Origin of the sequence: Thermus sp. 2.9 (genome assembly GCF_000794385.1) — a bacterium.
In the GTDB taxonomy this organism is placed as follows: domain Bacteria; phylum Deinococcota; class Deinococci; order Deinococcales; family Thermaceae; genus Thermus; species Thermus thalpophilus.
In genome coordinates, this window is record NZ_JTJB01000048.1 from 1 (window position 1) to 21,660 (window position 21,660).

Consider the following 21,660-nt stretch of genomic DNA (forward strand, 5'->3'; position numbering starts at 1 on the left):
CGGGGGAAAACGCTCGCAAAACGGCCCGTGAACTCCTGGAGCCTGGCCTCGGCCACCTTGAGCATGTCCATGGATCACCCCCGGTACCAGATACGGGCTGCGCCCGCAAGGGGAGATTTACCACGAAACGGAGATGTGGGTAAAGTCCTGGAGATTTACCACGAAACGGAGATGTGGGTAAAGTCCTGCACAACCTCTTGGCAGAGACCTGGAGGCGTGGTATAAAGGAAGGGTATGCCCTTCGGGGCCGGTTCACACGGAAGCGGGGAGTGAGGGTTCTCCCCCCTCTTTTCGTGTGGGCGAGCGCCAAAGGCGCCCGCCTTCCTTGGGAAGGCGCGTAAGGAGGATAGAGGCGGCATGGAAGAAAAGGCGACCCAGACCCCAGAAAAGACCTTCAGCATGGAAGAGGCCCTGCAGGAGACCGAGGCCCGCTTGGAGAAGCGCGTGCGCCCCGGTCAGATCTTGACGGGCAAAGTGGTCTTGGTGGGTTCCGAAGGCGTGGCGGTGGATATCGGCGCTAAGACGGAAGGCATCATCCCCTTCAACCAGCTCACGGAAAAGCCCCTCTCGGAAGAGGAGCTTAAGAACCTCCTCAAGCCGGGAGACCTGGTGCGGGTGCAGGTGCTCAAGGTGGATCCAGAAACGGGCCAGATCCTCCTTTCCCGCAGGAAGGTGGAGGCCCGGGAGCACTGGGACCGCATCCAGGAGCTTTACGAGAAGGGCGAGCCGGTGACCGTCACGGTCAAGGAGAAGGTCAAGGGGGGCGTGGTCGCCGAGCTGGACGGCGTCCAGGCCTTTATCCCCGCCTCGCAGCTGGACCTCAGGCGCATCCCCAACCTGGACGCCTACGTGGGCCAGCAGATCCTAGCCAAAATCATTGAGCTGAACCGCAAGAAGGGGCGGGTTCTCCTTTCCCGTCGGGCGGTGCTGGAGGAGGAGCAGAAGAAGGCCAAGGAGGCCTTCTTCCAGAGCCTCGAGCCCGGCCAGGTGGTGGAGGGCACCGTGGTGGAGGTCACCGACTTCGGGGCCTTCGTCAACCTGGGTCCTGTGGACGGCCTCGTCCACCGCTCGGAGATCACCTGGGGCCGGTTCGGCCACCCCCGGGAGGTCCTGCACAAGGGGCAGAAGGTGCGGGCCCAGGTGGTGTCCGTGGACCCTGCCAAGGAGCGGGTTAACCTCTCCATCAAGGCCCTCATCCCCGACCCCTGGACCACGGTGGCGGAGAAGTACCCCGTGGGCACCCGGGTGCGGGGCAAGGTGGTGGGGCTCACCCCCTTTGGCGCCTTCGTGGAGGTGGAGCCGGGCCTCGAGGGCCTGATCCACATCTCCGAGCTCTCCTGGACCAAGCGGCCCAAGCACCCCTCCGAGGTGGTGCAGGAGGGCGAGGAGGTGGAGGCGGTGGTCCTCCGCCTGGACCCGCAGGAACGCCGCCTCTCCTTGGGCCTCAAGCAGACCCAGCCCGACCCCTGGCAGCTCCTGGTGGAGAAGTACCCCCCGGGCACCGTGGTGAAGGGCAAGGTCACGGGGGTCACGGACTTCGGCGTTTTCGTGGAGCTGGAGCCCGGCATGGAGGGCCTGGTCCACATCTCCGAGCTGGACCACACCCGGGTGGAAAACCCCGCCGTCCTCTTTAAGAAGGGGGACGAGATGGAGGTGGTGGTCCTCAACATTGACCCCGTGGAGCAGCGCATCTCCCTCTCCCGCAAGCGGCTTCTGCCTCCCCCGCCCCCCAAGGCGGAGGAGGAGCGCCCCCGCCGAGCCAAGGGCAAGGAGGCTCGGGGCAAGCGCAAGCCCTCTGGCGGCCGCCGGGAGGAGCGGAGGGAGTACGAGTACGGGGCGGTGGCGGAGTACAACCTTTACGACGCCTCCGCCGTGCCCACCGCCAGCACCAGCGTGAAGCTGGGCGACCTCTACGGGGACCTCCTGGCGAGCCTGGGCCTGGAGGAGGAGAAATAACCAAGGGCCCCGGTTAAGGGGCCCTGAAAAGCCCCCCGCTCTAGGCGGGGGGCTTATGATTTAGAAGGCTTTCTCCTCCCTTGCCTTCCCGTAGAAGATGCGCATCAGGGTGTAGGAAAGGAAGAAGGTGAGCAAGGGGCCCCCAAGGACAAGGGTCCAAAGCACGGCGTTATTCCCCAGCAAGGAGCCTTGCTGTTGGAAGTCAATCTTGTAGCCCGCCAAGGTGCTCATGAGGAAGAAAACCAAGAGGGAGAGGATCGCGCTGGTGCGCACCGGGTGCTCCGAGGGAAGCTCCAGGTAGCGCATCTTGTCCTTGCGGGTATCCACGAAGGGTAGGAGGAGGCCGATGAGGGCCAAAAGGCCCGGCACCACCGCTCCCCCGATGAACTCGGGCCCGATGGTGGCCCCAAAAAGGTGGAACTCCCAGCTGGAGGGGATGATCTGCAGGATGCCGTAGATCCAGAGGAAGTACCAGTCGGGCTTCACCGCGGGCGTGTTGGGGGTGGGGGGACCGAAGGCCTCAATGGGATGGGCCAGGAAGGCGCCAGCGATGATGGTCATGATGCCCACGTAAAGGGCAAAGAGGATAATCATCATGACCATCTGCTGCGGGTACATGGGCACGCCCAGGATCTTCCCCGGGGCCACCTTCTCGGCGTAGCGGGGCTGGGTGTGCTTTTGCTTGACCATGATGGCGAGGTGGCCCCCGATGAGGGCCATGAGGAGGAGGGGAAGCCAGAGGACGTGGAGGCTAAAGAGCCGAGGAATGGAGTGGGTGGAGCCCGGGAACTCCCCGCCGAACATGACCTGGGCCAAGGCACCCCCAATCCAGGGGATGGAGTTGGCGATGCCGTAGCCGATGCGGGTGGCGGTCACGGCGTAGTTATCGTAAGGAAGGGCGTAGCCGGTGAAGGCGGTGACCACCGCAAGCCCCAAAAGGGCGAGCCCCACCAGGTAGTTAAGCTCCCGGGGCTTCTTGTAGGCCCCCGTGAGGAGGATGCGGAGCATGTGCAAGAAGGCGGCGGCGATCATCACGTGGGCTGACCAGTGGTGAAGGCTGCGGATCACGGCGCCGAAGGGGAGGCTGTCAATGTAAAGGACGCTGGCGTAGGCGGCGGGCACCGTGCGCCCGTCGGGAAGCTTCACCTCGCGGATGGAGGGTTCAAAGTTCAGGGTGAGGAAGACCCCGGTGAGCACCAGGACCACGAAGGCGAAGAGGGTGATCTCCCCCAGGAAGAAGGAGTGGTGCACCGGGAAAGCCTTGCGCAAAACCTTGTGGTAAAGCCCCGTGAGGTCTAGGCGTTCATCCAGCCACTTGTACATGCTCCCCTCCTAAACGTGGCGGCAGAAGCCCGCCTCGGCCTTCACGCCCACCTCGCCCAAAAACTCCCCCGCCGCCACCAAGACCCCGTTTTCCACCTTGAGGGGAAGCTGGGGCACGGGACGGGGCGGGGGGCCGGCGATGACCTTGGCCCCGGCCTTGAGGTCGTAGGTACCCCCATGGCAGGGGCACAGGGCAGCTTTCTTGTCCGCCGCCCACTGGCTGATGATGCACCCGAGGTGGGTGCACACCGCGGAGTAGGCCACAATGCCTTCCACCCCGTGCTGCGCCACCTCCGGGGCAAGCTCCTTCGGAGCGTAGCGCACCACCAAGACGGTGTTCTTGGCCTCGCCGCTTTTCACCACCTTGGTCTTGGGGTCCATGGGGTAGGCGAGGAGGAAGGGATCACCGGGCTTCAGCTCTTCCGGGCGGATGGGCTTGGGCTCCCCGCCGCCTTGGGCGTAGACCAAGATGTCCCCGGGCTTCAAAGGCTCCTTCTCCGGGGTCACCTCCTCCCGGGGCCTGAGGCTTGCCCCCACGTAGAAGGCGGAGACCAAGGAGAGGCCGATGCCCGTGCCGATGGCGGTCTTGAGGAAAAGCCGCCTACGGGATGTGCGCAAACGAATCTCGCGTTCGTCCATGCCTTACCTCACCAGGGAAACTCGCTCTTCTCCTCCTCGGTGATGACCTCGTCCCGGCCGAAGAACTTCTTGTAGATGCCGAAAAGGGCCGCCACCACCAGGCTGATGCTGCCGAAGATGAGGCCTTGGAGCCAGGTGGGGTTGTGCCCGGTCTGGGCGGCGTAGACGAGAAGCCGCACGAAAAAGCCGGAAAGGGCGGTAAGGAGGAGGACCAGGATGACGCCCGCGGCCACGGGGGCGGTGGAGGGGGTGGGGAAGTGGCGGCCCGGGCGGAGCTCCATACCCTCAAGCCAGTAGGAAACCAAGCCCATGAGCCCGTAGAGAAGCAGGACCGCCCCGAAGGCCATGAGCCCGATCTGGCCCACGGAAAGTTCCTCGGGGACGTGGCCCAGGAGGCGGGCGATGTGCTGGCCGTCCAGGTAGGCGGCGTAGAAAAGGCCCGCTGCCAGGATCAGGGCGAAGGTGGGCAGAATAGGATCGTTCCGGTACATGGCTCACTCCACCGGACCAAAGTTGTTGCCGAAGCTATTCCGGATGTAGGTGGCCACGGCGACGAGTTCCTCCTCGCTGAAGTTGGCCCCCACAGCGGGCATGGCCCCGCGGCCGTTCTTGACGACGTTGAGGATCATCTGGGCGTCCTGGAGGTTGGGGTTGCCCGCCAGGGCGGGGAAGGCGGGGGGCATGCCCTGGCCGTTGGCCTGGTGACAAGCGGTGCAGTAGGCTTCGTAGATGGCCTTGCCCTTCTCCATGAGGGTTTGGTCCACGTTGGCCGCGGGGGCGGCCCCTTGCCCGTGGGCCTGGGCCTCTTGGGCCGGGGGCGCCACCTCGGCCACGATCTTTTCCGCCGCCGGGGAAAGGGCAAAGTAGGCCCAGATGCCCCCCAGGACCACCACGGAGGCCACGGCGTACCAGATGGGGTTGAAGCGCACGGGTTCCACGGGGAGTTCAGGTTCGCCCACCGCCAGGCGGAGCTCCACCTTGCCCGCCACCTCGCCCCCTTCGTCCAAGCCCAGGAGCAGGACGTCGGGGTAGTTGTTCACGGTGAAGGGGATTTCCTTTACCTCTTGTCCTCCGCCCCGGAAGTGGGTGACGAGGCGCAGGGTGTGCTCGCCATCGGGGATTTGGCGGGTGTCTAGCTCCAGCCGGTAGGGGGGCTCCTTAAGGACAGCCAGGGGCTCTTGGGCGCCGTCTAGGTACACCTCAATCCGGTCTACGACCATTCTGCCTCCCTTTTGTGAAGCGGGGTGCAAACCCCCACCCCACCACTATAAGGGTACTGGGGCAAGGACAGATGTCCCGTAGAGCCCTAGGAAAGGAGGTCCCGAAGGCGCTTTGCGCTTTGGCGGACGCCTGTTTTCCCCCCGCCCACCTCCAGGGCCGCGGTGCCGGTAAAGCCCCTTAGGGAAGGGGCGAGCCTTTCCCACGGCACGCCGCCCGCCCCCACGGGCAGGTGGTCGTCCTTGCGGCCGTGGTTGTCGTGGAGGTGGAGGTGGGTGAGTTTGCCGCCTAAGGCCTCGAGGTAGCGAAAAGGCCCCGTGGGCCCGAGCTCCACCAGGGCGTGGCCCACGTCCAGGCAGAAGCCGTACTGGGGAAAGCGTTCCAGAAGGGCCTTGAGCTCCTCGGGGCCCCGTATGAGGTCCTCTTCCGAGAGGGCTAGGTTTTCCAGGGCCACGGGGAAGGGGAGGGGAAGGAGGGCGGTGAGGGTTTTTTCCAGGGCCTCCCGGGCCAGGTCCAGGGCCATGGGGTGACGCACGGGCACCTGTCCGGTGTGAAGGACCCCCACCTTGGCCCCTAAGCCCTCGCCGAACTCCAGGGCCCGCTTGAGGCGTTCCTCGGAGAGCTTTCGGACGTTTGGGATAAGGCTTGCCGGGTTCATCTCCACAAAGGGAAGGTGGAGGGTGAAGCCCACCCCCAGGGCCTCCCCTGTGGCCCTAAGGCTACGGGGGTCGGGGAGGGGGAGGACCTCGTGGAGGTCGTAGGCCACCTCGAGGTCCAACCCCTCTTCCGCCGCCAGGCGGAAGGCCTCCTCGTAGCCCATCTCGGCGTTAAAGGGGCTAAAGCCTAGGCGCATTCGTTCCATTTTATCGGATGGCCTCCGCCTTCCGCTGGGCTTCTTCCAAGGCCTTTTGCGGCGGAACCCCGCCTTTTAAGCTCTTCTCCAGGGCCTCCGCCAAGAGGCTTGCCCAGGCGGAAAACTGGGGCAAGCGGGGCCTTTCTTGCGCGTGGGCGATCTGCTCAAAGGCCACCTTGCGGAAGGGGTTTTCCCGGTAGAAGCCCTCGAGGAGGGGCAAGGCGGACTTGCGCACGGGGACGTAGTAGCTGGCCTCCACCCAACGGGCCACGTTCTTGGGCTCCATCAGGTAGCGCCAAAACTCCAAAGCGCCCCGCACCTGGGCCTCGGAAGCCCCCTTGAGGACCACCAGCTGGGCCCCGCCCATGGGCACCTTGCCCTGGGGCTCCCGGGGCACGGGGGCCACCCCTAGGGTGAAGGCGAAGGAGAAGTTCTCCGCCGCGGGCCAGTTGGCGATGGAGGCCATGACCATCATCCCCTTGGTGCGCACGAAGTCCAGCTGGGCGAAGGTGGCCTCGGCCATGCTGCGTACGGAGAGGGCCCCGGCCCGGTTTAGGTGCCAAAGCATCTCCAGGGCATCCAGGGCCTCGGGGGAGAGGAAGTTGGGCTGCCCATCCTTGACCAAGCTCCCACCGCGGCTCGTCACCATGGCCTCAAAGAGCCAGGCCTGGGGGTCGGTGACGAAGATGAAGCCCTTGGCCTGGCGGGAGGTTAGGGCCTTGGCCGCCGCTTCAAACTCCTTCCAGTCCTGGGGGGCCCTGAGCCCCTTGGCCCGGAAGGCGTCCAGGTTGTAGAAGAGGACGGGGGTGGAGGTATTTAAGGGAAGGCCGTAGCGCTTGCCTTCCACGACCCCGTAGTTCCAGGCGGGCTCAAAGAGGTCTTCCACGAAGGCCCGGTCCAGGTTCAGGTACCCGTCCAGGGCCAAGGCCCGCCCTTCCCCCACCAGGCGGGGGAAGAAGGAGATCTCCGCCTGGAAGAGGACGGGCTGGCCCCCCGTGCGCAGGGCGGCCACCAGCTTGGTTTCGGCGTCCTTATAGTCCCCGGCGTACTGGGGGCTCGCCCGGTACTGGGATTGGCGAGTGTTGAACTCCTGGGCGAAGGCGGCGAGGAGCCTGCCGGCGGGGCCGTCCATGGAGTGCCAGAAGGGGATCTCTACCTGGGCTTGGGCAAGGCTTATAGCGAGGAGGAATAGGAGGAGGGTAGACCGCATGGCCCTATGTTACTCCCAGGGGGTCAGGGGATTTTCAGGGCCCGGGCTTGGGCCTCTTCCAGGGCCTTTTTGGCGGGCACCTGCCCCTTTAAAGCGCGTTCTAGGGCTTCTTCCAGGGGGGGTGCCCAAAGCAGTAGGGGGCTGTTTTGGTGCCAAGGGGTGAGGCGTGCCTTTTGGCCCAGGAGAAGGCGGCCCACGTCTTCCTTTGCCCAGGCTTCCTGGGCTTTGAGGTTTAGAGGAAGGTAGTAAATGCCCCGGGCCAGGGCCAGCTGGCGGTTGATCTCCGCCATGTGGCGGTAGAAGGCCTCGAGGCCCCGCTTTTCCTCGGCGGAGGCGTGGCGTAAGGCCACGAGCACGGATCCTGAGGCCGCCACTTTTCCCGCGGGCTCGAGGGGCATGGGAGCAATGCCGATGGTGAAGGGAAGTTGGGTGCGGCTTTTTACCGCCGGCAGAAGGGAGGAGGGGCCCATGGCCAAGAAAGCCTTGGTCCGAAGGAAATCAGCCCCAGCGCTAATAAGCTCGGTGGCGGAACGGACCTGCAAAGCCCCTTCCCGGTTTAGTTCTTGGAGAAAACCCAATGTCCTTAGGGCGCTTTCTCCGTCTAGGGCAGGAGCATCTCCCTGGCTTAGGGTACCGCCGTGGGCCAGGACCAGGGTGGCGAAGCTATAAACGTCAGCAGAGAAAAGCAGCCCCCTGGCCGAGCGGCTAGAGAGCCCTTGGGCCACGGATTTGAGCTGGGCAAAGTCCTTTGGGGGATTTAGTCGCCGGGCTCGGAGGGCGTCTGTGTTGTAAAAAAGCACGCTAATGGAGATGCCCAAGGGGTATCCATAGAGGTGCCCCTTCACTTCTCCCAAGCGCAACAGGTCTGGGTCTAGGTCCGGAACCTGGGGTTTGGGGAGGGTTTGGACTAGTCCTTCCCGCACCAAGACCGGCAAAAACCCAAGCTCCACCTGGGCTAGGGGAGGAGCAGTGCCGTTGCGGAGAGCGGCGGCTAGGAGAACCCCCATTTCCCGATAGTCTCCTACAAAGCGGGGTTCTATGCGGTAGCGGGACTGGGCCTGGTTGAACGCCTGGGCTTCACCTTCCAGGATCCCCCCTTCCCCCAAGGTGTGCCAAAGGGGTAAAGGGATCTGCGCCCTTGCCCATGCGGCCAACAGCAAAAGGAGGAAAAGCGCTCTGCCCATGGTCTATTTCCTTTCTACCGCGAGGGCCTTCCGCTGAGCCTCCTCCAGGGCCAGCTGGGGCTTCACCCCTTGCTTCAGGCTCCGTTCCAGGGCCTCTTCCAGGTAGCCGTACCAGACCACGAGCTCGGGGTCCTGGCTCCAAGGCCGCCCCAGTTCCGCCTGGGCGAAGACCGCCTGGCGCTCGGGGTCCTTGAGGAAATCCGCGAGTTCCCTTTCCGCTTCCTTGCGCAAGGGCAGGTACCAGGTGGTGCGCACCCACGCCGCCTGGCGCTTGGGCTCCAGGAAGTGGAGCCAGAAGGCCACCGCCCCCTGAACCTGCTCGGGGCTTGCCCCTTTGAGGACCACCAGGGCCGCCCCGGAAAGGGGCACCACCCCCCCTTCCCGCCGGGGCAAGGGGGCTAGGCCCACGGCGAAGGGGAGGGAGGTCTGGGCCTCCACCACGGGCAAGGCGGTGGTGGGCCCAAGCCCCATGAAGGCCTTGGTGCGCAGGAAGTCGGCCACGGCGAACTGGGCCTCCGCCAGGTTGCGGGCCTGGGCGTGCCCCTTCTGCACCATGCGGTAAAGCATCTCCAAGGCCTCCACCACCTCCTTGGAGGTGAAGGCGGGAAGCCCGTTTTTGACCAGGCTCCCCCCCAGGCTCATGACGATGGCGTTAAAGCTCCAGATGTCCGTGGAGACCACCATCCCCTTGGCGGTGCGGCCTGTGAGCCGGGCGGCGGCCTCCTCCACCTCCGGCCAGGACCTGGGGGGCTTTAGCCCCCGGGCGCGGAAGGCATCCTTGTTGTAGTAGAGGGCGGGAACGGAAAGCCCCAGGGGAAGCCCAAAGGTCCTTCCCTTCACCTGCCCTGTCCGGAGCATCTCGGGGTAAAGGTCCCGGGGAAGGTCCTTTAGGTAAGCGTCCAGGGGAAGGGCCACCCCCTCTTGGGCGAGCCGGGGCAGAAAGGAAAGTTCCCCGTGGAAGAGGACCGGGGCCCCCCCGGCGCGCAAGGCGGCGAGGAGCTTCACCCCCGCTTCCCGGTAGTCCCCCACATAGCGGGCCTCGAGGCGGTAGGCTTTTTGGCTTGCGTTGAAGCTTTGGATGGCCTCCTCCAGGACCCGGTTTCCCGGGGGGCCGGCGGTGTGCCAGAAAGGGATGCTCACCTGGGCCGAGGCCCAGGCCAAAAGGGTGAGGGCGGCAAAGGAGCGCCTCATGCCCCCAAGCTTACCCGCCTCGAGGTGAGAGGGCGGTGAGGGGAAGTTCTAGGCCCTGAAGGAAAGGAAGGGCTTTCCCGTAAAGGGCCTTGCGGGCCTCCAGGAACTCATGGCGGGCCTGGGGCCCGAAGAAGCTCTTGGGAAGGAGCTCGGGGGGCAAGAGGGGGTCCAGGAAGAGCACCTTGCGCATCTCGTGCACCAGGCGGGTGAGGGAATGGAAGGCCTCCTCCGGCCCCTCGGGGACCTCCAGGGGGAAGAGGGCCTGGTAGTGGGCCTGGGCCCTCTCCAGGGGGAAGATGCGTTGGATCTCCTCCTTGGGCCCCAGATGCTCCCCTTGGAAGAGGGTGGCGGGAAGCTGGTAGAAGGCCAGGAGTTCCCGGGTGGCCTCGAGGTCCACCCCCGCCCCCAAGTACACCCCCGATTGCAGGCTCCCGTAGCCCAAAAGGGCCATCTCCCGCCGGAAGCGCTCCCTTTCCCCCCGGTCCTTTGGACCCTCCGGCAAGACCAGGAGGAAGCGCCCATCCCACGTCGGCCTGGGCTCGTAAAGGCGGCGGCGCACCTGGCGCACCTGCCAGTACACCCGCTCGGAAAGGGCGTAGTACGCCGTGCGCCCCGCCCGCTCCGGCCGCACCCAGCCCCGCCTGGCGCTCCGGGAAAGGGCGGCCCGCACCGCCGCCTCGGAAAAGCCTAAGGCCTCCATCATGGCGATGAGGTCCTTGACCCGGGCCCGGCGTTCCGGGTAGACATACTCCACAAAAAGGGTGAAGATGGTGGAGCGCGCCCGCATCAGAAGGAGGGTTCCAAGCGCTTTTCCCGGTATTCCAGAAGCGCCTTTTCCAGGAAGGTGGCCAGGGGCACGCTTCCCAGGTTCCCCCGGTGGCGCCGCCTGACGCTCACCGTTCCCTCCGCCTTCTCCTTATCCCCCACCACCAGGATGTAGGGCACCTTCTGCACCTCGGCGTCGCGGATCCTGGCCTGCATGCGCTCGCTCCTCAGGTCGGCCTCGGCCCGGAGGCCCGCCTCCTTCAGCTTAAAGGCCACCTCCTTGGCGTAGTCCTCCTGTTTTTCCGAAACCGGGATGACCACCGCCTGCACCGGGGAAAGCCACAAGGGGAAGTCCCCGGCGAAGTGCTCAATGAGGATGCCGATGAAGCGCTCCAAGGAGCCGAAGGGGGCGCGGTGGATCATGACGGGGCGGTGCTCCTCCCCGTCCGGCCCCACGTAGGCGAGGCCGAAGCGCTCGGGCAGGTTGTAGTCCACCTGGATGGTGCCCAGTTGCCACTCCCGGCCCAAGGCGTCCTTGACCACGAAGTCCAGCTTGGGGCCGTAGAAGGCGGCGTCCCCCGGCTCCACGGTGTAATTAAGGCCCGCTTCCTGGGCCGCCTCCTCAATCTGCCTTTCCGCCAAGGCCCACTTGGCCTCGTCCCCCACGTACTTTTCGCTTCCCGGCTCCCGGACCCCGATCCTGGCCCGGTAGTCCCTAAGCCCCAAGGTGGCGAAGACCTTTAAGACCAGGTCCAAGACCCCCAAAAACTCCGCCTTCACCTGCTCGGGGGTGCAGAAGAGGTGGGCGTCGTCCTGGGTGAAGCCCCGCACCCTCGTGAGGCCCAAAAGCTCCCCCGCCTTCTCGTAGCGGTAGACGGTGCCGAACTCGGCGATCCTCAAGGGAAGCTCGCGGTAGGAGCGCTTCTTGTAGGCGTAGATGCGGATGTGGTGGGGGCAGTTCATGGGCTTGAGGAGGTATTCCTCCTCCTCCCCCCGCTCCTTGAAGCTGATGGGGGGAAACTGGCTTTCCGCGTAGTAGGGGTAGTGGCCCGAGGTCTTGTAAAGCTCCAGGCTGCCGATGTGGGGGGTGGTGACCAGCTGGTAGCCCCGCCGGATCTGCTCCTCCCGCATGAAGGCCATGAGCTCCTCCCGGATCACGTTCCCCTTGGGCAGCCAAAGCACCAGGCCCTTGCCCACCATGGGGTCAATGAGGAAGAGCTCCAGCTCCCGCCCCAGCCGGCGGTGGTCCCGCTTTTGGGCCTCTTCCAGTTGCCAGAGGTACTCCTTGAGCTCCTCGGCGGTGCGGAAGGCCACCCCGTAGACCCGCTGCAACATGGGGCGCCGCTCGTCCCCCCGCCAGTAGGCCCCGGCCACGTGGGTGAGCTTGAAGTGGGGGGGGATGCGGCCCGTGGAGGGGACGTGGGGCCCGCGGCAGAGGTCGGTGAAGCCATAGGCGTCATCCCCCTGCTGGTAAAAGCTAATCTCCTCCCCCTCGGGGATTTCCTGGATGAGCTCGGCCTTGTAGGGGTCCTTGCCCTGGTAGCGGGCCAGGGCCTCCTCCCGGGAGAGGACGTAGCGGCGCAAGGGGAGGTCCTTTTGCAGAATGGCCCGCATCCTTTCCTCTATGGCCGGCAGGTCCTCGTCCGATAGGGGCTCGGGGGCGTCTATATCGTAGTAAAAGCCCTTCTCAATCACCGGGCCCACCCCGAGCCGGACGCTTTCTGGGTTGTACCCCTTTGCCTGGAAGTGTTCCTTCACCGCCTGGGCCAGGACGTGGGCCAGGGTGTGGCGGAAGAGGAGCTGGTACTCGGGGTCCTTCTCGGTGAGGATGCGCACCTTGGCCCCTGGGGGCAGGGGCTTGAAGAGGTCGTAGACTTCCCCGTCCACGATGGCCCCCACCGCCGCCTTGGCCAGGCCCGGGCCCACGGCCTTGGCCACGTCATAGGCGGTGGCCCCTTCCGGGACCTCGAGGGCCTTCCCGTCCGGCAAATAGACCGTCATGCACCCCACTATACCCGGCCTACCCCTCCTCGGGGAGCCTTTCCCCCAGGAGAAAGGCCGAGGCGTAAAGGCCCGCCGCCAGGAGGAAGAGGGCGGGAAAGCCAGCCCGGTCCGCCACCCATCCCCCGAGCACCGTGGAGAAGGCGAAGACCCCGGCCACCGTGTTGCCGAGCCCGATGAAGGCGCTCCGCTCCTCGGGCGGGGCCAGGTTCAGCAGGTAGGTGGTGGTGGCGAGGCCCAGGGCCGCCAGGTAGGCCCCTTGCAGGAGGAAGACCAGGCCAAAAAGGCCCGGGGCGAGGAAGAGGGCGAGAAGGGGCGCCAGGAAGCCCAAGGCCGCCCCGGCCCTCAGGACCCCCTTGGAGCCCCTTTCCGCCAGCCGCGCCCAAAGGAGGTTGGAAAGGGTGAAGGAAAGGGCGTAAAGGGAGAGGTAAAGGCCAAGCTCCTCCCCCTGCCCCAAGGCCCGCACGGCGTAGACGGCGTAGAAGGGATCGGCCATCCCCGCGAGGCCCAGGACCACCCGCACCCGAAGGTAGCGGCGGAAGCCGGGGTGGAGGAGGGGGCGCCGGAAGTCCAGCCGGGCGGTCCTGGGGGGTTCTTCGGGCTCCTCCACCCGGCCGAAAAGGTGCCAGCCCAAGCCGAAGGAAAGGGCCCCCAGGCTAAAAAGAAGGGCGTAGGGCAGGGGGAAGGGAAGGGGCAAAGCCAGGATCTCCCGCACCCCAAACCCCGCCAAGAAGGCCAAGAGCCCCCCCACCAGGTTGCGGGCGGAGAAGAGGGCGGCCCGGCGCTCCGGCGGAATGGTCTTGGCCACCACCTCCCAGAAGGGCAAACTGGAAACCCCGGTGAAGAGGGCGTTCAAAAGGAGACCCAGGAGAAAGCCCCCCAAGAGAAGGCCCGGCCAAGGCCCAAGGAGGAAGGCGGAAAGGGCCATGAGGACCACGCCAAGGAGCCTCAAGGCGGCCACCTTGCGGTAGAGGACGATCTTTTGGGGAAAGCGGGCCACATAGGGGGCCAAGAAGGCCTGGGGCACCATGCCCCCCGCCTGGAGGAGGGCCGGGAGGAGGCCGATGAGGGCGCCCGGAGCCCCCAGCTTGGCGGCGAAGCCGGAGAGGACGATGTTGGCGTTCAAAAAGGTGTCCCCGAGCCACACCAGCCAGCCGTTCACCACCGCCAGGCGGTAGTTCCGCTCCTTCAGGTCTAAGATGGGGAGGATGCTTCTTCTCCCTTCCCTTGGGCCCTTCCACATCCTGCACCCACGCTACAACGCGGCCACGGTTTTGGCCATGCTGGAAGAGGCGCGCCCCAAGGCGATTTACCTCGCCTCCCACTCGGAAGCGGCCTTGCAAGAGGGCGCTTGGCGGGAGGAGGACCCCCTTCTCTTCCACCTCCTGCCCTGGGCGGAGGAGAGGGGCATCCCCGTGGCGGCCCTGGACGCCGAGGCCCACCTCAAGGGGGAGGCGGAGGCTTTCCGCCAGGCCCTGGCCCAGCACCCCTTGGGGTCGCCTTACCTGGAGCGGATGCGGGCCTTTGACGAGGCCCTGCTGGACCTCTTAAAGACCCCCCTTTCCCCTGAGGTTTTGGGCTCGGAGGCCTTTCTTTCCCGCTTGCGGGAGGTCTACCGTGGCTTCGCCGAGGCCTTTGGGGAAGGCCCAGCCACGGGCTTCCGCCGCCAGCGCATGGAAGGGGTGAAGGCGGCCCTTGCGGGGAAGGAAGGGGCGGTGGTGGCGGAGCTTTTGGACTACGCCCTTTTGGCGGAGGCCTTCCCCCACGCCCTGCCCCAGGCCCACACCCCCACGGAGAAGGAGCGGGAGCGGGCCCTTTTGGACCGGGCCTGGCAGCTTAAGGAGGAGGACGACTGGGGGGCGCTTCTGGAGGGGCTTTTCGCCATCGGAAGCCCCGAGGCCCTTTACCTGGCGGCCCAGATCTACCTGGCGGCGGGGGAGTGGCGGCAGGCCCTAAGCCTCATGGAGGAGGTTTTCCGCACGGACTTTCAGCACCCCGGCTACCTTCCCGGCTACGTCCTCGCCCGCTTTGGGCAATTATTGGACCTGGCGGGGGAGCGGGAGCGGGCCCTAAGGGCCTACCGGGGGGTCTTGGCCCTTTCCTACGCCCCGGAGGAGGCCCGGGCCATCGCCCTGGCGGGCCTGCGGAGCCCTTTTCGCCTGGAAGGAGGGGGTCATTTGTCCTAGGGTGGGGGGCCTATCCTGAGGGCATGGAGGTGGAGGTCCGCCGTGCCCGCCATGCCCTTTACCTGCGGCTGGCCGCGGTCCACGCGGGGCCCTTGGGGCCAGCCCTTTTAGGGCACCCGGAACTTGCGCCCCGCTACAGCGAAGCCTACGCCGCCTGCGGGGGGGCGGAGGGGCTTCCCTGCCAGGGGGTGGGGGGCGAGCCTCGAGTCTGCGTGGTGCGGCGGCTGGAACACCTCGCCTATAGCGCCCTCCGAGGGGGCAAGCGGCGCCGGGAGCAGGAGCGGGTTTTGGTGGAGGGGCTTCTTCGCTGCGTGGCCCACTTAAAGCGGGAGTTCCCCCTGGAGTTCCTGCCGGTCCTCGAGGCCACGGAAAGCTATCTGGAAAAAGATCTAAAATACCTCCGGGGCGAGGCGTCCCCGGAGGCGGTGGTCCAGGCGGCTAGACCAGATGGTACATCCGGCCCAGAAGGAGCATGAGGGCCACGGTGGCGGCGGAGAGGACGATGAGGATGAGCATGAAGAAGATGAAGCGCAGGTCAAAGGTCTCCCCCTCCGTGGTGAGGACCCGGGGGTTTAGGATCAGGTAGAAAAGCAGGGTCACCAAGGCGGCTCCCAGGGCGAAAAGGGCGATATAAACCATACTTCCCTCCCTTACCAGAGGCGAAAGAGCGCCTCCAGGCTCGGCCTCAAGTTTACCAGGCCCACCCCGTAGGTGGGAATCCCCTGCTTGCGGCCCACCTCCCCCCAGTAGGGGCCCGGGGCCTGGGGCAGGTCCAGGGGCAAGGGGGGGCTTTCCCAGGGCTCGTAGCTTCGCACCTCCCGGTAGGTGAAGCCCGTGGGGGCCTCCACGTGGAGGACAAGGGCCGCCTCCTCCGCTCCCAAAGGCCTCCAGCCCGAGGCGGTTTCCTTGCCCCCCGGGAAGGCCAGTCCCAGGCCCTCCCCGGGGAAGAGCAAAAGGAGGCGGTCCGGGGCGAAGCGCTTGAGGAGGTGCTCCAGGGGGGCGCGGGTGGGCCCGGTGAGGGGCAAGCCCTCCTGGGTGGGGGAAAGGGGGGAGGGGTCCAGGGCCAAAAGGATGCGGCCCCGGAAGGCGAGGCCGTTCAGGGCCCAGAGCACGGGAAGGGCCTCCTCGTAAGGGGCGTGGAGGAGGGTGGTGCCCCCGCCCCGGCCGCCTTCCAGGTAGGCGTAGAGGGTGCCGAACTCGTCCAGGCCGGCCCGCACCTTCTCCGAGAAGGCCTCGAGGTCCAGGGAAAGCCGTTCCAAGAGCGCGGAAGCCATGTTCTCATGGTATCCTAAGCCCCGTGCGCTACCTGGTCCTCTCGGACATCCACGGGAACTGGCCCGCCCTGGAAGCCGTGCTGGAGGCGGCTCCCCCCTTTGACCGGGTCCTTTTCCTGGGGGACGCGGTGGGCTACTATCCCGATGGGGACCGGGTGCTGGACTGGCTTAAGGAGGCGGGGGCCCTTTGCGTTTTGGGCAACCACGACGCCTGGCTCCTCGCCCTGGACCGCCTTCCCTTGGAGGGGGCGGTGATGGAGATCCTGGCCTGGCAGCGGGCCCGCCTCTCCCCCGCCCACCTCGCCTTCCTCTCCTCCTGGCCCTGGCAGAGGGAGGTGGAGGGGGCGCTTTTGGTCCACGGAAGCCCCTGCGACCCCCTGGAGTACCTGGACGAGCTGGAGCTTGCCCGGGAGGGCTTCCGTTGCACCGAGGCCCGCCTCGCCTTCCACGGCCACACCCACCTGGCGGGGGCCTTTCTGGAGCTTACGGGCCCCAGGCCCTGGGTGCGCCACCAGAGCTTCGCCCAAGGGGGGGAGCTCCTCCTTCCCCCCACGGTGCGGGCCCTGGTCAACCCCGGCTCCGTGGGCCAGCCCCGCGACCGGGTGCCGGGGGCGGCCTTCGCCCTATGGGAGGGGGACCGGGTGGAGTTCTTCCGGGTGGCCTACCCCCTGGAGCGGGTGGCCCGGCGCCTTAGGGAGGAGGGGTTTCCCGAATGGCTCTACACACGCCTCACCCTGGGGGAATAATCGGACACGAGGCGGTGCTGGCCCTCTTGCCCCGCCTCGCCGCCCACACCCTGCTCTTTTCCGGGCCTGAGGGGGTGGGGCGGCGCACCGTGGCCCGCTGGTACGCCCTGGGCCTCAACCGGGGCTTCCCCCCGCCCCCCTTGGCGGAGCACCCCGACCTCCTGGAGGTCGGGCCCAAGGAGCGGGGCCTAAGGGGGGAGAAGGAGGTGCGGCTGGAGGAGGTGGAGCCCCTTTTTGACTGGTTCGCCACCCATCCCCGGGAACGGGTGAAGGTGGCCATCCTGGACGCCGCCCACCTCCTCACCGAGGCGGCGGCCAACGCCCTCCTGAAGCTTTTGGAGGAGCCTCCCTCCTACGGGCGCATCGTCCTCATCGCCCCGAGCCGGGACACCCTCCTCCCCACCCTGGCGAGCCGGGCCCTGGAGGTCCCCTTCGGCCCCGTGCCCGAGGAGAAGCTCCTTTCCCTCACCCAAGACCCCGAGCTCCTGGCCTACGCCGCGGGGGCCCCGGGGCGGCTTTTCCGCGCCCTGGCCGACCCGGAGGCCCACCGGGCCCGGATGGAGCTGGCCCGCGAGGCCCTTCAGGCGCCGCCCTTGGCCCGGCTTGCCCGCTTGCGGGAGCTCTTGACGGAGGAGGAGGGGTTTTTCGCCCTCCACGCCCTCCTGAGGGAAAGGCCCAGGGCCCTTTTGGCCCTGGAGTCCGCCCGCGAGGCCCTGGAAGGGTATGTGAACCCTGAGCTGGTCCTGGCCCGCTTGGCCTTAGACTTAGAAGCATGACCGTGGGCGTCCGCTTCCGCACCCCCCTTCTCCGCTACTGCGCCTTCCGGGGGGAGCCCCCGCCCCTGGAGGCCTACGTGGTGGTGCGCACCAATAGGGGCCTCGAGGTGGGCAAGGTGCGTACCCCCCCGCGGAAGGCCCGGGAGGAGGGCGAGGTGGTGCGCCTCGCCACCAAGGAGGACCTGGACAAGGCGGCACGCCTGCGGGCCAAGGCCGAGGAGGCCGCCTTTTACCTGCGGGCGCGGCTTAGGGAGGAGGGCGTGGCGGCCAAGGTTTTAGGGTGCGACTTCACCCTGGACGGCCGCCACCTTTTGGTCCACTACGCCGCGGCGGAGCGGGTGAACCTCCGCCGCTTCACCCGGGAACTGGCCGGGCGCTACGACGCCCGGGTGGAGTTCGTGGCGGAAGGCCCCCGGGAGGAGGCCCAGTACCTGGGCGCCTTGGGGGCTTGCGGCATGGAGTCGTGCTGCTCCACCTGGCTACAGGGCTTCGCCCAGGTTTCCATCAAGCTCGCCCGGGACCAGCAGCTTCCCCTTAACCCGGAAAAGATCTCGGGGCCCTGCGGGCGGCTCCTCTGCTGCTTGGCCTACGAGCACCCCGTGTACCAGGAGCTCCTGGCCGAGCTTCCCAAAAAGAACGCCCGGGCCTGCACCAAGGCGGGGGTCTGCGGCAAGGTGCAGAAGGTGAACCCCCTAAAGGGCACGGTGGAGCTCCTGCTGGAGGAGGGGAAGAGCCTGGAGGTTTCCAAGGAGGAGCTGGCGTGAAAAGCCACCTGCCCCAAGGTCCCCTCCCCGCCTTCTACCACTACTACCCCGGCGTGCCCGCGGTGGTGGGGGTGCGGTTTGGGGAGAGGGTGAACTTCTGCCCCGCCGTTTGGAACATGGGCCTCTCCGCCGACCCGCCCCTCTTTGGCGTCTCCCTAAGCCCCAAGCGCTTCACCCACGGCCTCATCCTCCGAGCGGGGCGCTTTTCCTGTAGCTTCCACCCCTACACCCAGGCAGCCCTGATCCAGCGGCTCGGAAGCGTGTCCGGACGGGAGGTGGATAAGGGCGAGGTGCCCCACTTCCTGGGCCACACGGGGGTGCCCATCCTGGAGGGGGCCTACGCCGCCTACGAGCTGGAACTCTTGGAGGTGCGCACTTTCGGCGACCACGACCTCTTCGTGGGGAAGGTGGTGGCGGTGTGGGAGGAGGAAAGCCTCTTGGACGAGAGGAAGCGGCCCAAGCCCGGCCTCGCCCTCCTCTACTACGGCAAGGGGCTTTACGGCCGCGCGGGGGAGGAGGTCTTTACCCCTTGACCCAGGCCCAGGCCTTCGCCCGGAGGGTGCGCCGCCTGGCCCTAAACCGCCAGGCCACGGAGGCCCAGGTCTTCCTGGAAAGGGGCTTCCTCTACCTGCGGGCGGACGGCTTCGCCCGCTTCGCCCAAGGGGAGGGGGCGGAGGGGCTTTCGGACTTCGCCCTACCAGGGGAAGGGGGTGGAGCTCCGCTTCCCCGACGGGAGCGCCCTTTTTCTCTTCTACCGCCTAGGAAGGCTTCAGAAGCGGGTAACGCCCTACTTCTCGTAAGGCTTGCCCACCGCCGCCGGGGGGCGGCTACGCCCGATGAAGCCCGCCAGCACTAGCACCGTGACCACGTAGGGGAACGCCTGCACCAAGACGGCGGGGAGGATCTCCGTCCCCTGAAGCTGGATGGCCAAGGCGGAGGCGAAGCCGAAGAGCAGGGTGGAGAAGAGGATGCCCACGGGGTGCCACTTGCCGAAGATCATGGCCGCCAGGGCGATGAAGCCCATCCCCGCCGACATCCCCCGCACGAACTGGTTGAGGAAGCCGATGGCCAAGTAGGCCCCGGCGAGCCCCGCCAAGACCCCGGAAAGCACCACCCCCACGTAGCGCAGGCGGTACACGTTCACCCCCAAGGTGTCCGCGGCCTCGGGGTGCTCCCCCACGGCCCGCAGGCGGAGGCCAAAGGGGGTTTTGAAGAGAACCCACCAGGCCAAGGGCACCAGGAGGAAGGCCAGGTAGACCAAGGGGGAGAGGGCGAAGCCCTCGGGGCCCAGGAGGGGGAGGCGGTTCGCCACCTCCTTGGAGCTGGTGGCGTTGCCGTAGAAGTAGGTGAGGACCAGGCTTGGAGCCCCCGCCGCCAGGAGGTTGATGGCGGTGCCGCTGATGATCTGGTCCGCCCGGTAGCGGATGGAAACCACCCCGTGCACCCAGGCCACCAGACCCCCCACGGCCATGGCGGCCAAGACCCCGAGCCAAGGGAGCCAGGGGTGGGGCCCCGGGCCCAAGGCGGCCTCAAAGCGCTCCACCACCAACGCCGCCGTGAGGGCCCCGAAGAGGATGATGCCCTCGAGGGCGATGTTCACCACCCCACTCCTTTCCGAAAACATTCCCCCCAAGGCGGTGAAGAGGAGGGGGGTGGTCTGGCGCAGGGTGGAGAGGAAAAGAGCGGTGAGGAAGGCGGTGTCCAGGTTCACGCCCGCACCTCCTTCTCCTCCTTAAGCTCCACCTCCGCCGCCCTCAAGGGATCGGTGAAGTAGCGGGGCAGAAAGCCCCCGGCGGCGATGAAGAGCACGATGAGGGCCTGCAAGACGGAGACCAGCTCCCGGCTGATGCCGAGCTGCAGGTTCACCTGTAGCCCCCCGGTGAGGAGGATGCCGAAGAGCCAGGCGGCAAGCCCCACCCCTAGGGGGGTGTTCTGGCCCATGAGGGCCACGGCGATGCCGTCAAACCCCACGGAGTAGGGGAGGGACTGCTTCAGGCGGTACTCGTCAATCCCCCCGCCCAGCACGTAGTGGGTGGCGGCAAGCCCCGCCAAGGCCCCCGCCAAAAACATGATGAGGACCACCTTCCTCCCCGCCAGCACCCCCCCGTACTCCGCCGCCTTGGGGGCGAGGCCCAGGGCGCGAAGCTCATACCCCCCCACGGTCCGGAAGACGTAGAAGTGGAAGAAGAGGAGGGCCAAAAGGGCGAGGAGAAAGGCCCCGTTGAGCCGCACCGAGGTGAGGTCGGGGCCGAAGGCCACCTGGGGCCCAGGGAGAAGCCCCCCGAGGATGTACCCCGCCACCCCGAGGAGGAATGCGGCGAGCACCCGGTGCCCCAGGCCCTTCCGCACCAGGAGGTAGCCGAGAAGACCAAGAAGGAGAGCCAAGGGTAAGGCGAAGGAAAGCTCCCCGCCCGGCGCCACCAGCTCCGTCCAGTGGGGCAGGCGGGCCTCGGGGCGCACCTCGTAGCTCCGCGCTTCATAGCCCGGATACTTGAAGGGAAGGTGGAGGGTTTGGCCGAAGAACTTGTACTCGTTGGCGGAGATGAGGAAGAGGAAGAAGCTTGCGGCGATGTAGTTGAACATGATGGTGTTGATGACCTCGTGGGCGCCGAAGCGGGCCTTGAGCCAGCCCGCCAGCGCCCCCCAAAGCCCCCCGGCCACCGCGGCGGCCAGGATGGCCAGGGGCAGGACGAGCCAGCGGGGCCCCGGCAGGTACACCCCCACCAGCATGGCGGCGATGGCTCCCAGGATGAGCTGCCCCGGGGCGCCGATGTTGAAAAGGCCGCCCCTAAAGCCCAAGGCCACGGCGAGGCCGGTGAAGATGAGGGGGGTGGCTAGGAGGAGGCTTTGCAAAAAGCCCGAGGGGTTCACCAGAGGGCTGTAGAGGAGCTGGTAGGTGTAGGTGATGAGGTCCAGCTTGAGCATGAGGGCTTCCCGCCAAGAAGCCGCTTCCCCGGGGCTTTCCTTGAGCACCGCCACCATGACCCCGCCCAGGAGGGAGGCGAGGAGCAAGGAGAAAAGGGGCACCACCACGCCCCGCCGCCGCACCAAAAAGGCGAGCCCCCCCGGGGAAAAGGTGCGGGCGAGGAGGAGAAGGTAAAGGCTATAGGCCAAGGTGGTGTAGCTCCCTAAGCCCATGCTGTAGCGGCGGAGCAAGGGCCTTTCCGCCAAGCGGTTCACCTCGGCCACGCTGCCTTGGAAAAGCGCGTAGGCCAGGAGGAAAAGCCCAAGCCCCAAAGCCCCCGCCAGGTAAAGCCCCCGGGGGCCGGCCTTGGTCCAGGGAAGGAGAAGGCTCAGGCCGAGCCAGGCCAGGCCCAGGTAGAAGAGGGTGTAGAGCCAGCCGTCCCGGTAGCCTTGCGGGAGGCTTCCTTGGGGCAGGTGGTGGCCGAAGGGGTTCAGGAGGACGCCTTCGCCGCCGAAGAGGCGGTGGGGTACAGCCCAGGGGGCCAGGTACCAGAGGAGGAAGGTGAGCCCTCCCCCGAGGAGGACCAGGACCCCGAGGCGTTTCCGGTCCGTCAACACGCCCACGATTGTACCCCACCCGCCTGGGCGGAACGCCCCGTTGGTGCTAGAC

General features: G+C 66.9%; 22 protein-coding genes and 1 pseudogene. 8 read left to right on the plus strand and 15 right to left on the minus strand.

What is annotated here, in order from left to right:
* Window positions 1-357 precede the first annotated feature (357 nt).
* Window positions 358-1,956 carry a 30S ribosomal protein S1 gene (locus QT17_RS11695; protein WP_039460212.1) on the plus strand — a complete coding sequence of 533 codons (1,599 nt, stop codon included), beginning with the start codon at window positions 358-360 and terminating at the stop codon, window positions 1,954-1,956.
* A gap of 60 nt (window positions 1,957-2,016) precedes the next feature.
* On the opposite strand, the gene QT17_RS11700 is transcribed toward QT17_RS11695, so the two are convergent.
* The 11 genes from QT17_RS11700 to QT17_RS11750 form a co-directional block, all read right to left on the minus strand.
* Complete coding sequence (locus tag QT17_RS11700; RefSeq protein WP_039460214.1) at window positions 2,017-3,279, minus strand: cytochrome bc complex cytochrome b subunit; 1,263 nt, start codon at window positions 3,277-3,279, stop codon at window positions 2,017-2,019.
* A gap of 9 nt (window positions 3,280-3,288) precedes the next feature.
* Window positions 3,289-3,918, minus strand: coding sequence for a ubiquinol-cytochrome c reductase iron-sulfur subunit (locus QT17_RS11705; protein ID WP_039460216.1), 630 nt, complete (start codon window positions 3,916-3,918; stop codon window positions 3,289-3,291).
* An 8-nt stretch (window positions 3,919-3,926) separates the two neighbouring features.
* A complete protein-coding gene (locus QT17_RS11710; RefSeq protein ID WP_039460217.1) occupies window positions 3,927-4,409 on the minus strand; it encodes a cytochrome c in 483 nt (160 codons plus the stop codon).
* Between the two features lie 3 nt (window positions 4,410-4,412).
* The gene (locus tag QT17_RS11715) at window positions 4,413-5,138 is read right to left on the minus strand and encodes a c-type cytochrome (protein ID WP_039460219.1); all 726 of its coding nucleotides are present in this window, start codon (window positions 5,136-5,138) and stop codon (window positions 4,413-4,415) included.
* 86 nt (window positions 5,139-5,224) lie between these two features.
* Window positions 5,225-5,989 (minus strand): sugar phosphate isomerase/epimerase, encoded by a 765-nt coding sequence (locus QT17_RS11720; RefSeq protein WP_039460221.1) that lies wholly within the window; start codon window positions 5,987-5,989, stop codon window positions 5,225-5,227.
* A 10-nt stretch (window positions 5,990-5,999) separates the two neighbouring features.
* Entirely contained in the window at window positions 6,000-7,199 is a 1,200-nt protein-coding gene (locus tag QT17_RS11725; protein ID WP_039460222.1) for an ABC transporter substrate-binding protein, read from the minus strand.
* A 23-nt stretch (window positions 7,200-7,222) separates the two neighbouring features.
* Window positions 7,223-8,383, minus strand: a complete 1,161-nt coding sequence (locus QT17_RS11730; RefSeq protein WP_039460224.1) for an extracellular solute-binding protein — start codon at window positions 8,381-8,383, stop codon at window positions 7,223-7,225.
* A 3-nt stretch (window positions 8,384-8,386) separates the two neighbouring features.
* Window positions 8,387-9,574 carry an ABC transporter substrate-binding protein gene (locus tag QT17_RS11735; protein ID WP_039460225.1) on the minus strand — a complete coding sequence of 396 codons (1,188 nt, stop codon included), beginning with the start codon at window positions 9,572-9,574 and terminating at the stop codon, window positions 8,387-8,389.
* Between the two features lie 10 nt (window positions 9,575-9,584).
* Complete coding sequence (locus QT17_RS11740; RefSeq protein WP_039460227.1) at window positions 9,585-10,361, minus strand: PaaX family transcriptional regulator C-terminal domain-containing protein; 777 nt, start codon at window positions 10,359-10,361, stop codon at window positions 9,585-9,587.
* On the minus strand, window positions 10,361-12,340 hold the full coding sequence (gene thrS / locus QT17_RS11745) for a threonine--tRNA ligase (RefSeq protein ID WP_039460229.1): 1,980 nt from the start codon (window positions 12,338-12,340) through the stop codon (window positions 10,361-10,363). Before thrS ends, QT17_RS11740 begins: the two co-directional genes overlap by 1 nt.
* Before the next feature lie 19 nt (window positions 12,341-12,359).
* Entirely contained in the window at window positions 12,360-13,583 is a 1,224-nt protein-coding gene (locus tag QT17_RS11750) for an MFS transporter (RefSeq protein ID WP_039460231.1), read from the minus strand.
* Between QT17_RS11750 and QT17_RS11755 the strand changes: the two genes are divergently transcribed.
* Window positions 13,540-14,526 (plus strand): helix-turn-helix transcriptional regulator, encoded by a 987-nt coding sequence (locus QT17_RS11755; protein ID WP_200883404.1) that lies wholly within the window; start codon window positions 13,540-13,542, stop codon window positions 14,524-14,526. The two genes, QT17_RS11750 and QT17_RS11755, sit on opposite strands and share 44 nt — an antisense overlap.
* 23 nt (window positions 14,527-14,549) lie before the next feature.
* Window positions 14,550-15,002: a hypothetical protein gene (locus tag QT17_RS11760; protein WP_052155211.1), complete on the plus strand. Its 453-nt coding sequence runs from the start codon at window positions 14,550-14,552 to the stop codon at window positions 15,000-15,002.
* Here QT17_RS11760 and QT17_RS11765 read toward each other — a convergent pair.
* Window positions 14,965-15,165, minus strand: coding sequence for a hypothetical protein (locus tag QT17_RS11765; protein WP_039460233.1), 201 nt, complete (start codon window positions 15,163-15,165; stop codon window positions 14,965-14,967). The genes QT17_RS11760 and QT17_RS11765 overlap by 38 nt on opposite strands.
* An 11-nt stretch (window positions 15,166-15,176) precedes the next feature.
* A complete protein-coding gene (locus tag QT17_RS11770; RefSeq protein WP_039460235.1) occupies window positions 15,177-15,800 on the minus strand; it encodes a hypothetical protein in 624 nt (207 codons plus the stop codon).
* A gap of 23 nt (window positions 15,801-15,823) precedes the next feature.
* Between QT17_RS11770 and QT17_RS11775 the strand changes: the two genes are divergently transcribed.
* The 5 genes and pseudogenes from QT17_RS11775 (at window position 15,824) to QT17_RS11795 (ending at window position 18,886) form a co-directional block, all read left to right on the plus strand.
* Window positions 15,824-16,546, plus strand: a complete 723-nt coding sequence (locus QT17_RS11775) for a metallophosphoesterase (RefSeq protein ID WP_039460236.1) — start codon at window positions 15,824-15,826, stop codon at window positions 16,544-16,546.
* Window positions 16,513-17,322, plus strand: a complete 810-nt coding sequence (locus QT17_RS11780; RefSeq protein WP_039460238.1) for a DNA polymerase III subunit delta' — start codon at window positions 16,513-16,515, stop codon at window positions 17,320-17,322. The genes QT17_RS11775 and QT17_RS11780 overlap by 34 nt, the downstream gene beginning before the upstream one ends.
* On the plus strand, window positions 17,319-18,086 hold the full coding sequence (locus QT17_RS11785) for a regulatory iron-sulfur-containing complex subunit RicT (RefSeq protein WP_039460240.1): 768 nt from the start codon (window positions 17,319-17,321) through the stop codon (window positions 18,084-18,086). The genes QT17_RS11780 and QT17_RS11785 overlap by 4 nt, the downstream gene beginning before the upstream one ends.
* Window positions 18,083-18,619, plus strand: a complete 537-nt coding sequence (locus tag QT17_RS11790) for a flavin reductase family protein (protein WP_039460241.1) — start codon at window positions 18,083-18,085, stop codon at window positions 18,617-18,619. The genes QT17_RS11785 and QT17_RS11790 overlap by 4 nt, the downstream gene beginning before the upstream one ends.
* Window positions 18,616-18,886: pseudogene (locus tag QT17_RS11795) on the plus strand (hypothetical protein). The gene QT17_RS11790 and the pseudogene QT17_RS11795 overlap by 4 nt, the downstream one beginning before the upstream one ends.
* Here QT17_RS11795 and QT17_RS11800 read toward each other — a convergent pair.
* The gene (locus QT17_RS11800; protein ID WP_039460243.1) at window positions 18,874-19,797 is read right to left on the minus strand and encodes an ABC transporter permease; all 924 of its coding nucleotides are present in this window, start codon (window positions 19,795-19,797) and stop codon (window positions 18,874-18,876) included. The pseudogene QT17_RS11795 and the gene QT17_RS11800 sit on opposite strands and share 13 nt — an antisense overlap.
* Window positions 19,794-21,608, minus strand: coding sequence for an ABC transporter permease (locus QT17_RS11805; RefSeq protein ID WP_152607406.1), 1,815 nt, complete (start codon window positions 21,606-21,608; stop codon window positions 19,794-19,796). The genes QT17_RS11800 and QT17_RS11805 overlap by 4 nt, the downstream gene beginning before the upstream one ends.
* Window positions 21,609-21,660: the final 52 nt, after the last annotated feature.

Excerpts from the sequence above, each read along its gene's own strand:
- QT17_RS11695 (WP_039460212.1), top strand. The coding sequence starts at position 358 with ATGGAAGAAAAGGCGACCCAGACCCCAGAAAAGACCTTCAGCATGGAA.
- QT17_RS11700 (WP_039460214.1), bottom strand. The coding sequence starts at position 3,279 with ATGTACAAGTGGCTGGATGAACGCCTAGACCTCACGGGGCTTTACCAC.
- QT17_RS11705 (WP_039460216.1), bottom strand. The coding sequence starts at position 3,918 with ATGGACGAACGCGAGATTCGTTTGCGCACATCCCGTAGGCGGCTTTTC.
- QT17_RS11710 (WP_039460217.1), bottom strand. The coding sequence starts at position 4,409 with ATGTACCGGAACGATCCTATTCTGCCCACCTTCGCCCTGATCCTGGCA.
- QT17_RS11715 (WP_039460219.1), bottom strand. The coding sequence starts at position 5,138 with ATGGTCGTAGACCGGATTGAGGTGTACCTAGACGGCGCCCAAGAGCCC.
- QT17_RS11720 (WP_039460221.1), bottom strand. The coding sequence starts at position 5,989 with ATGCGCCTAGGCTTTAGCCCCTTTAACGCCGAGATGGGCTACGAGGAG.
- QT17_RS11725 (WP_039460222.1), bottom strand. The coding sequence starts at position 7,199 with ATGCGGTCTACCCTCCTCCTATTCCTCCTCGCTATAAGCCTTGCCCAA.
- QT17_RS11730 (WP_039460224.1), bottom strand. The coding sequence starts at position 8,383 with ATGGGCAGAGCGCTTTTCCTCCTTTTGCTGTTGGCCGCATGGGCAAGG.
- QT17_RS11735 (WP_039460225.1), bottom strand. The coding sequence starts at position 9,574 with ATGAGGCGCTCCTTTGCCGCCCTCACCCTTTTGGCCTGGGCCTCGGCC.
- QT17_RS11740 (WP_039460227.1), bottom strand. The coding sequence starts at position 10,361 with ATGCGGGCGCGCTCCACCATCTTCACCCTTTTTGTGGAGTATGTCTAC.
- thrS (WP_039460229.1), bottom strand. The coding sequence starts at position 12,340 with ATGACGGTCTATTTGCCGGACGGGAAGGCCCTCGAGGTCCCGGAAGGG.
- QT17_RS11755 (WP_200883404.1), top strand. The coding sequence starts at position 13,540 with ATGGGGAGGATGCTTCTTCTCCCTTCCCTTGGGCCCTTCCACATCCTG.
- QT17_RS11750 (WP_039460231.1), bottom strand. The coding sequence starts at position 13,583 with ATGTGGAAGGGCCCAAGGGAAGGGAGAAGAAGCATCCTCCCCATCTTA.
- QT17_RS11760 (WP_052155211.1), top strand. The coding sequence starts at position 14,550 with ATGGAGGTGGAGGTCCGCCGTGCCCGCCATGCCCTTTACCTGCGGCTG.
- QT17_RS11765 (WP_039460233.1), bottom strand. The coding sequence starts at position 15,165 with ATGGTTTATATCGCCCTTTTCGCCCTGGGAGCCGCCTTGGTGACCCTG.
- QT17_RS11770 (WP_039460235.1), bottom strand. The coding sequence starts at position 15,800 with ATGGCTTCCGCGCTCTTGGAACGGCTTTCCCTGGACCTCGAGGCCTTC.
- QT17_RS11780 (WP_039460238.1), top strand. The coding sequence starts at position 16,513 with ATGGCTCTACACACGCCTCACCCTGGGGGAATAATCGGACACGAGGCG.
- QT17_RS11785 (WP_039460240.1), top strand. The coding sequence starts at position 17,319 with ATGACCGTGGGCGTCCGCTTCCGCACCCCCCTTCTCCGCTACTGCGCC.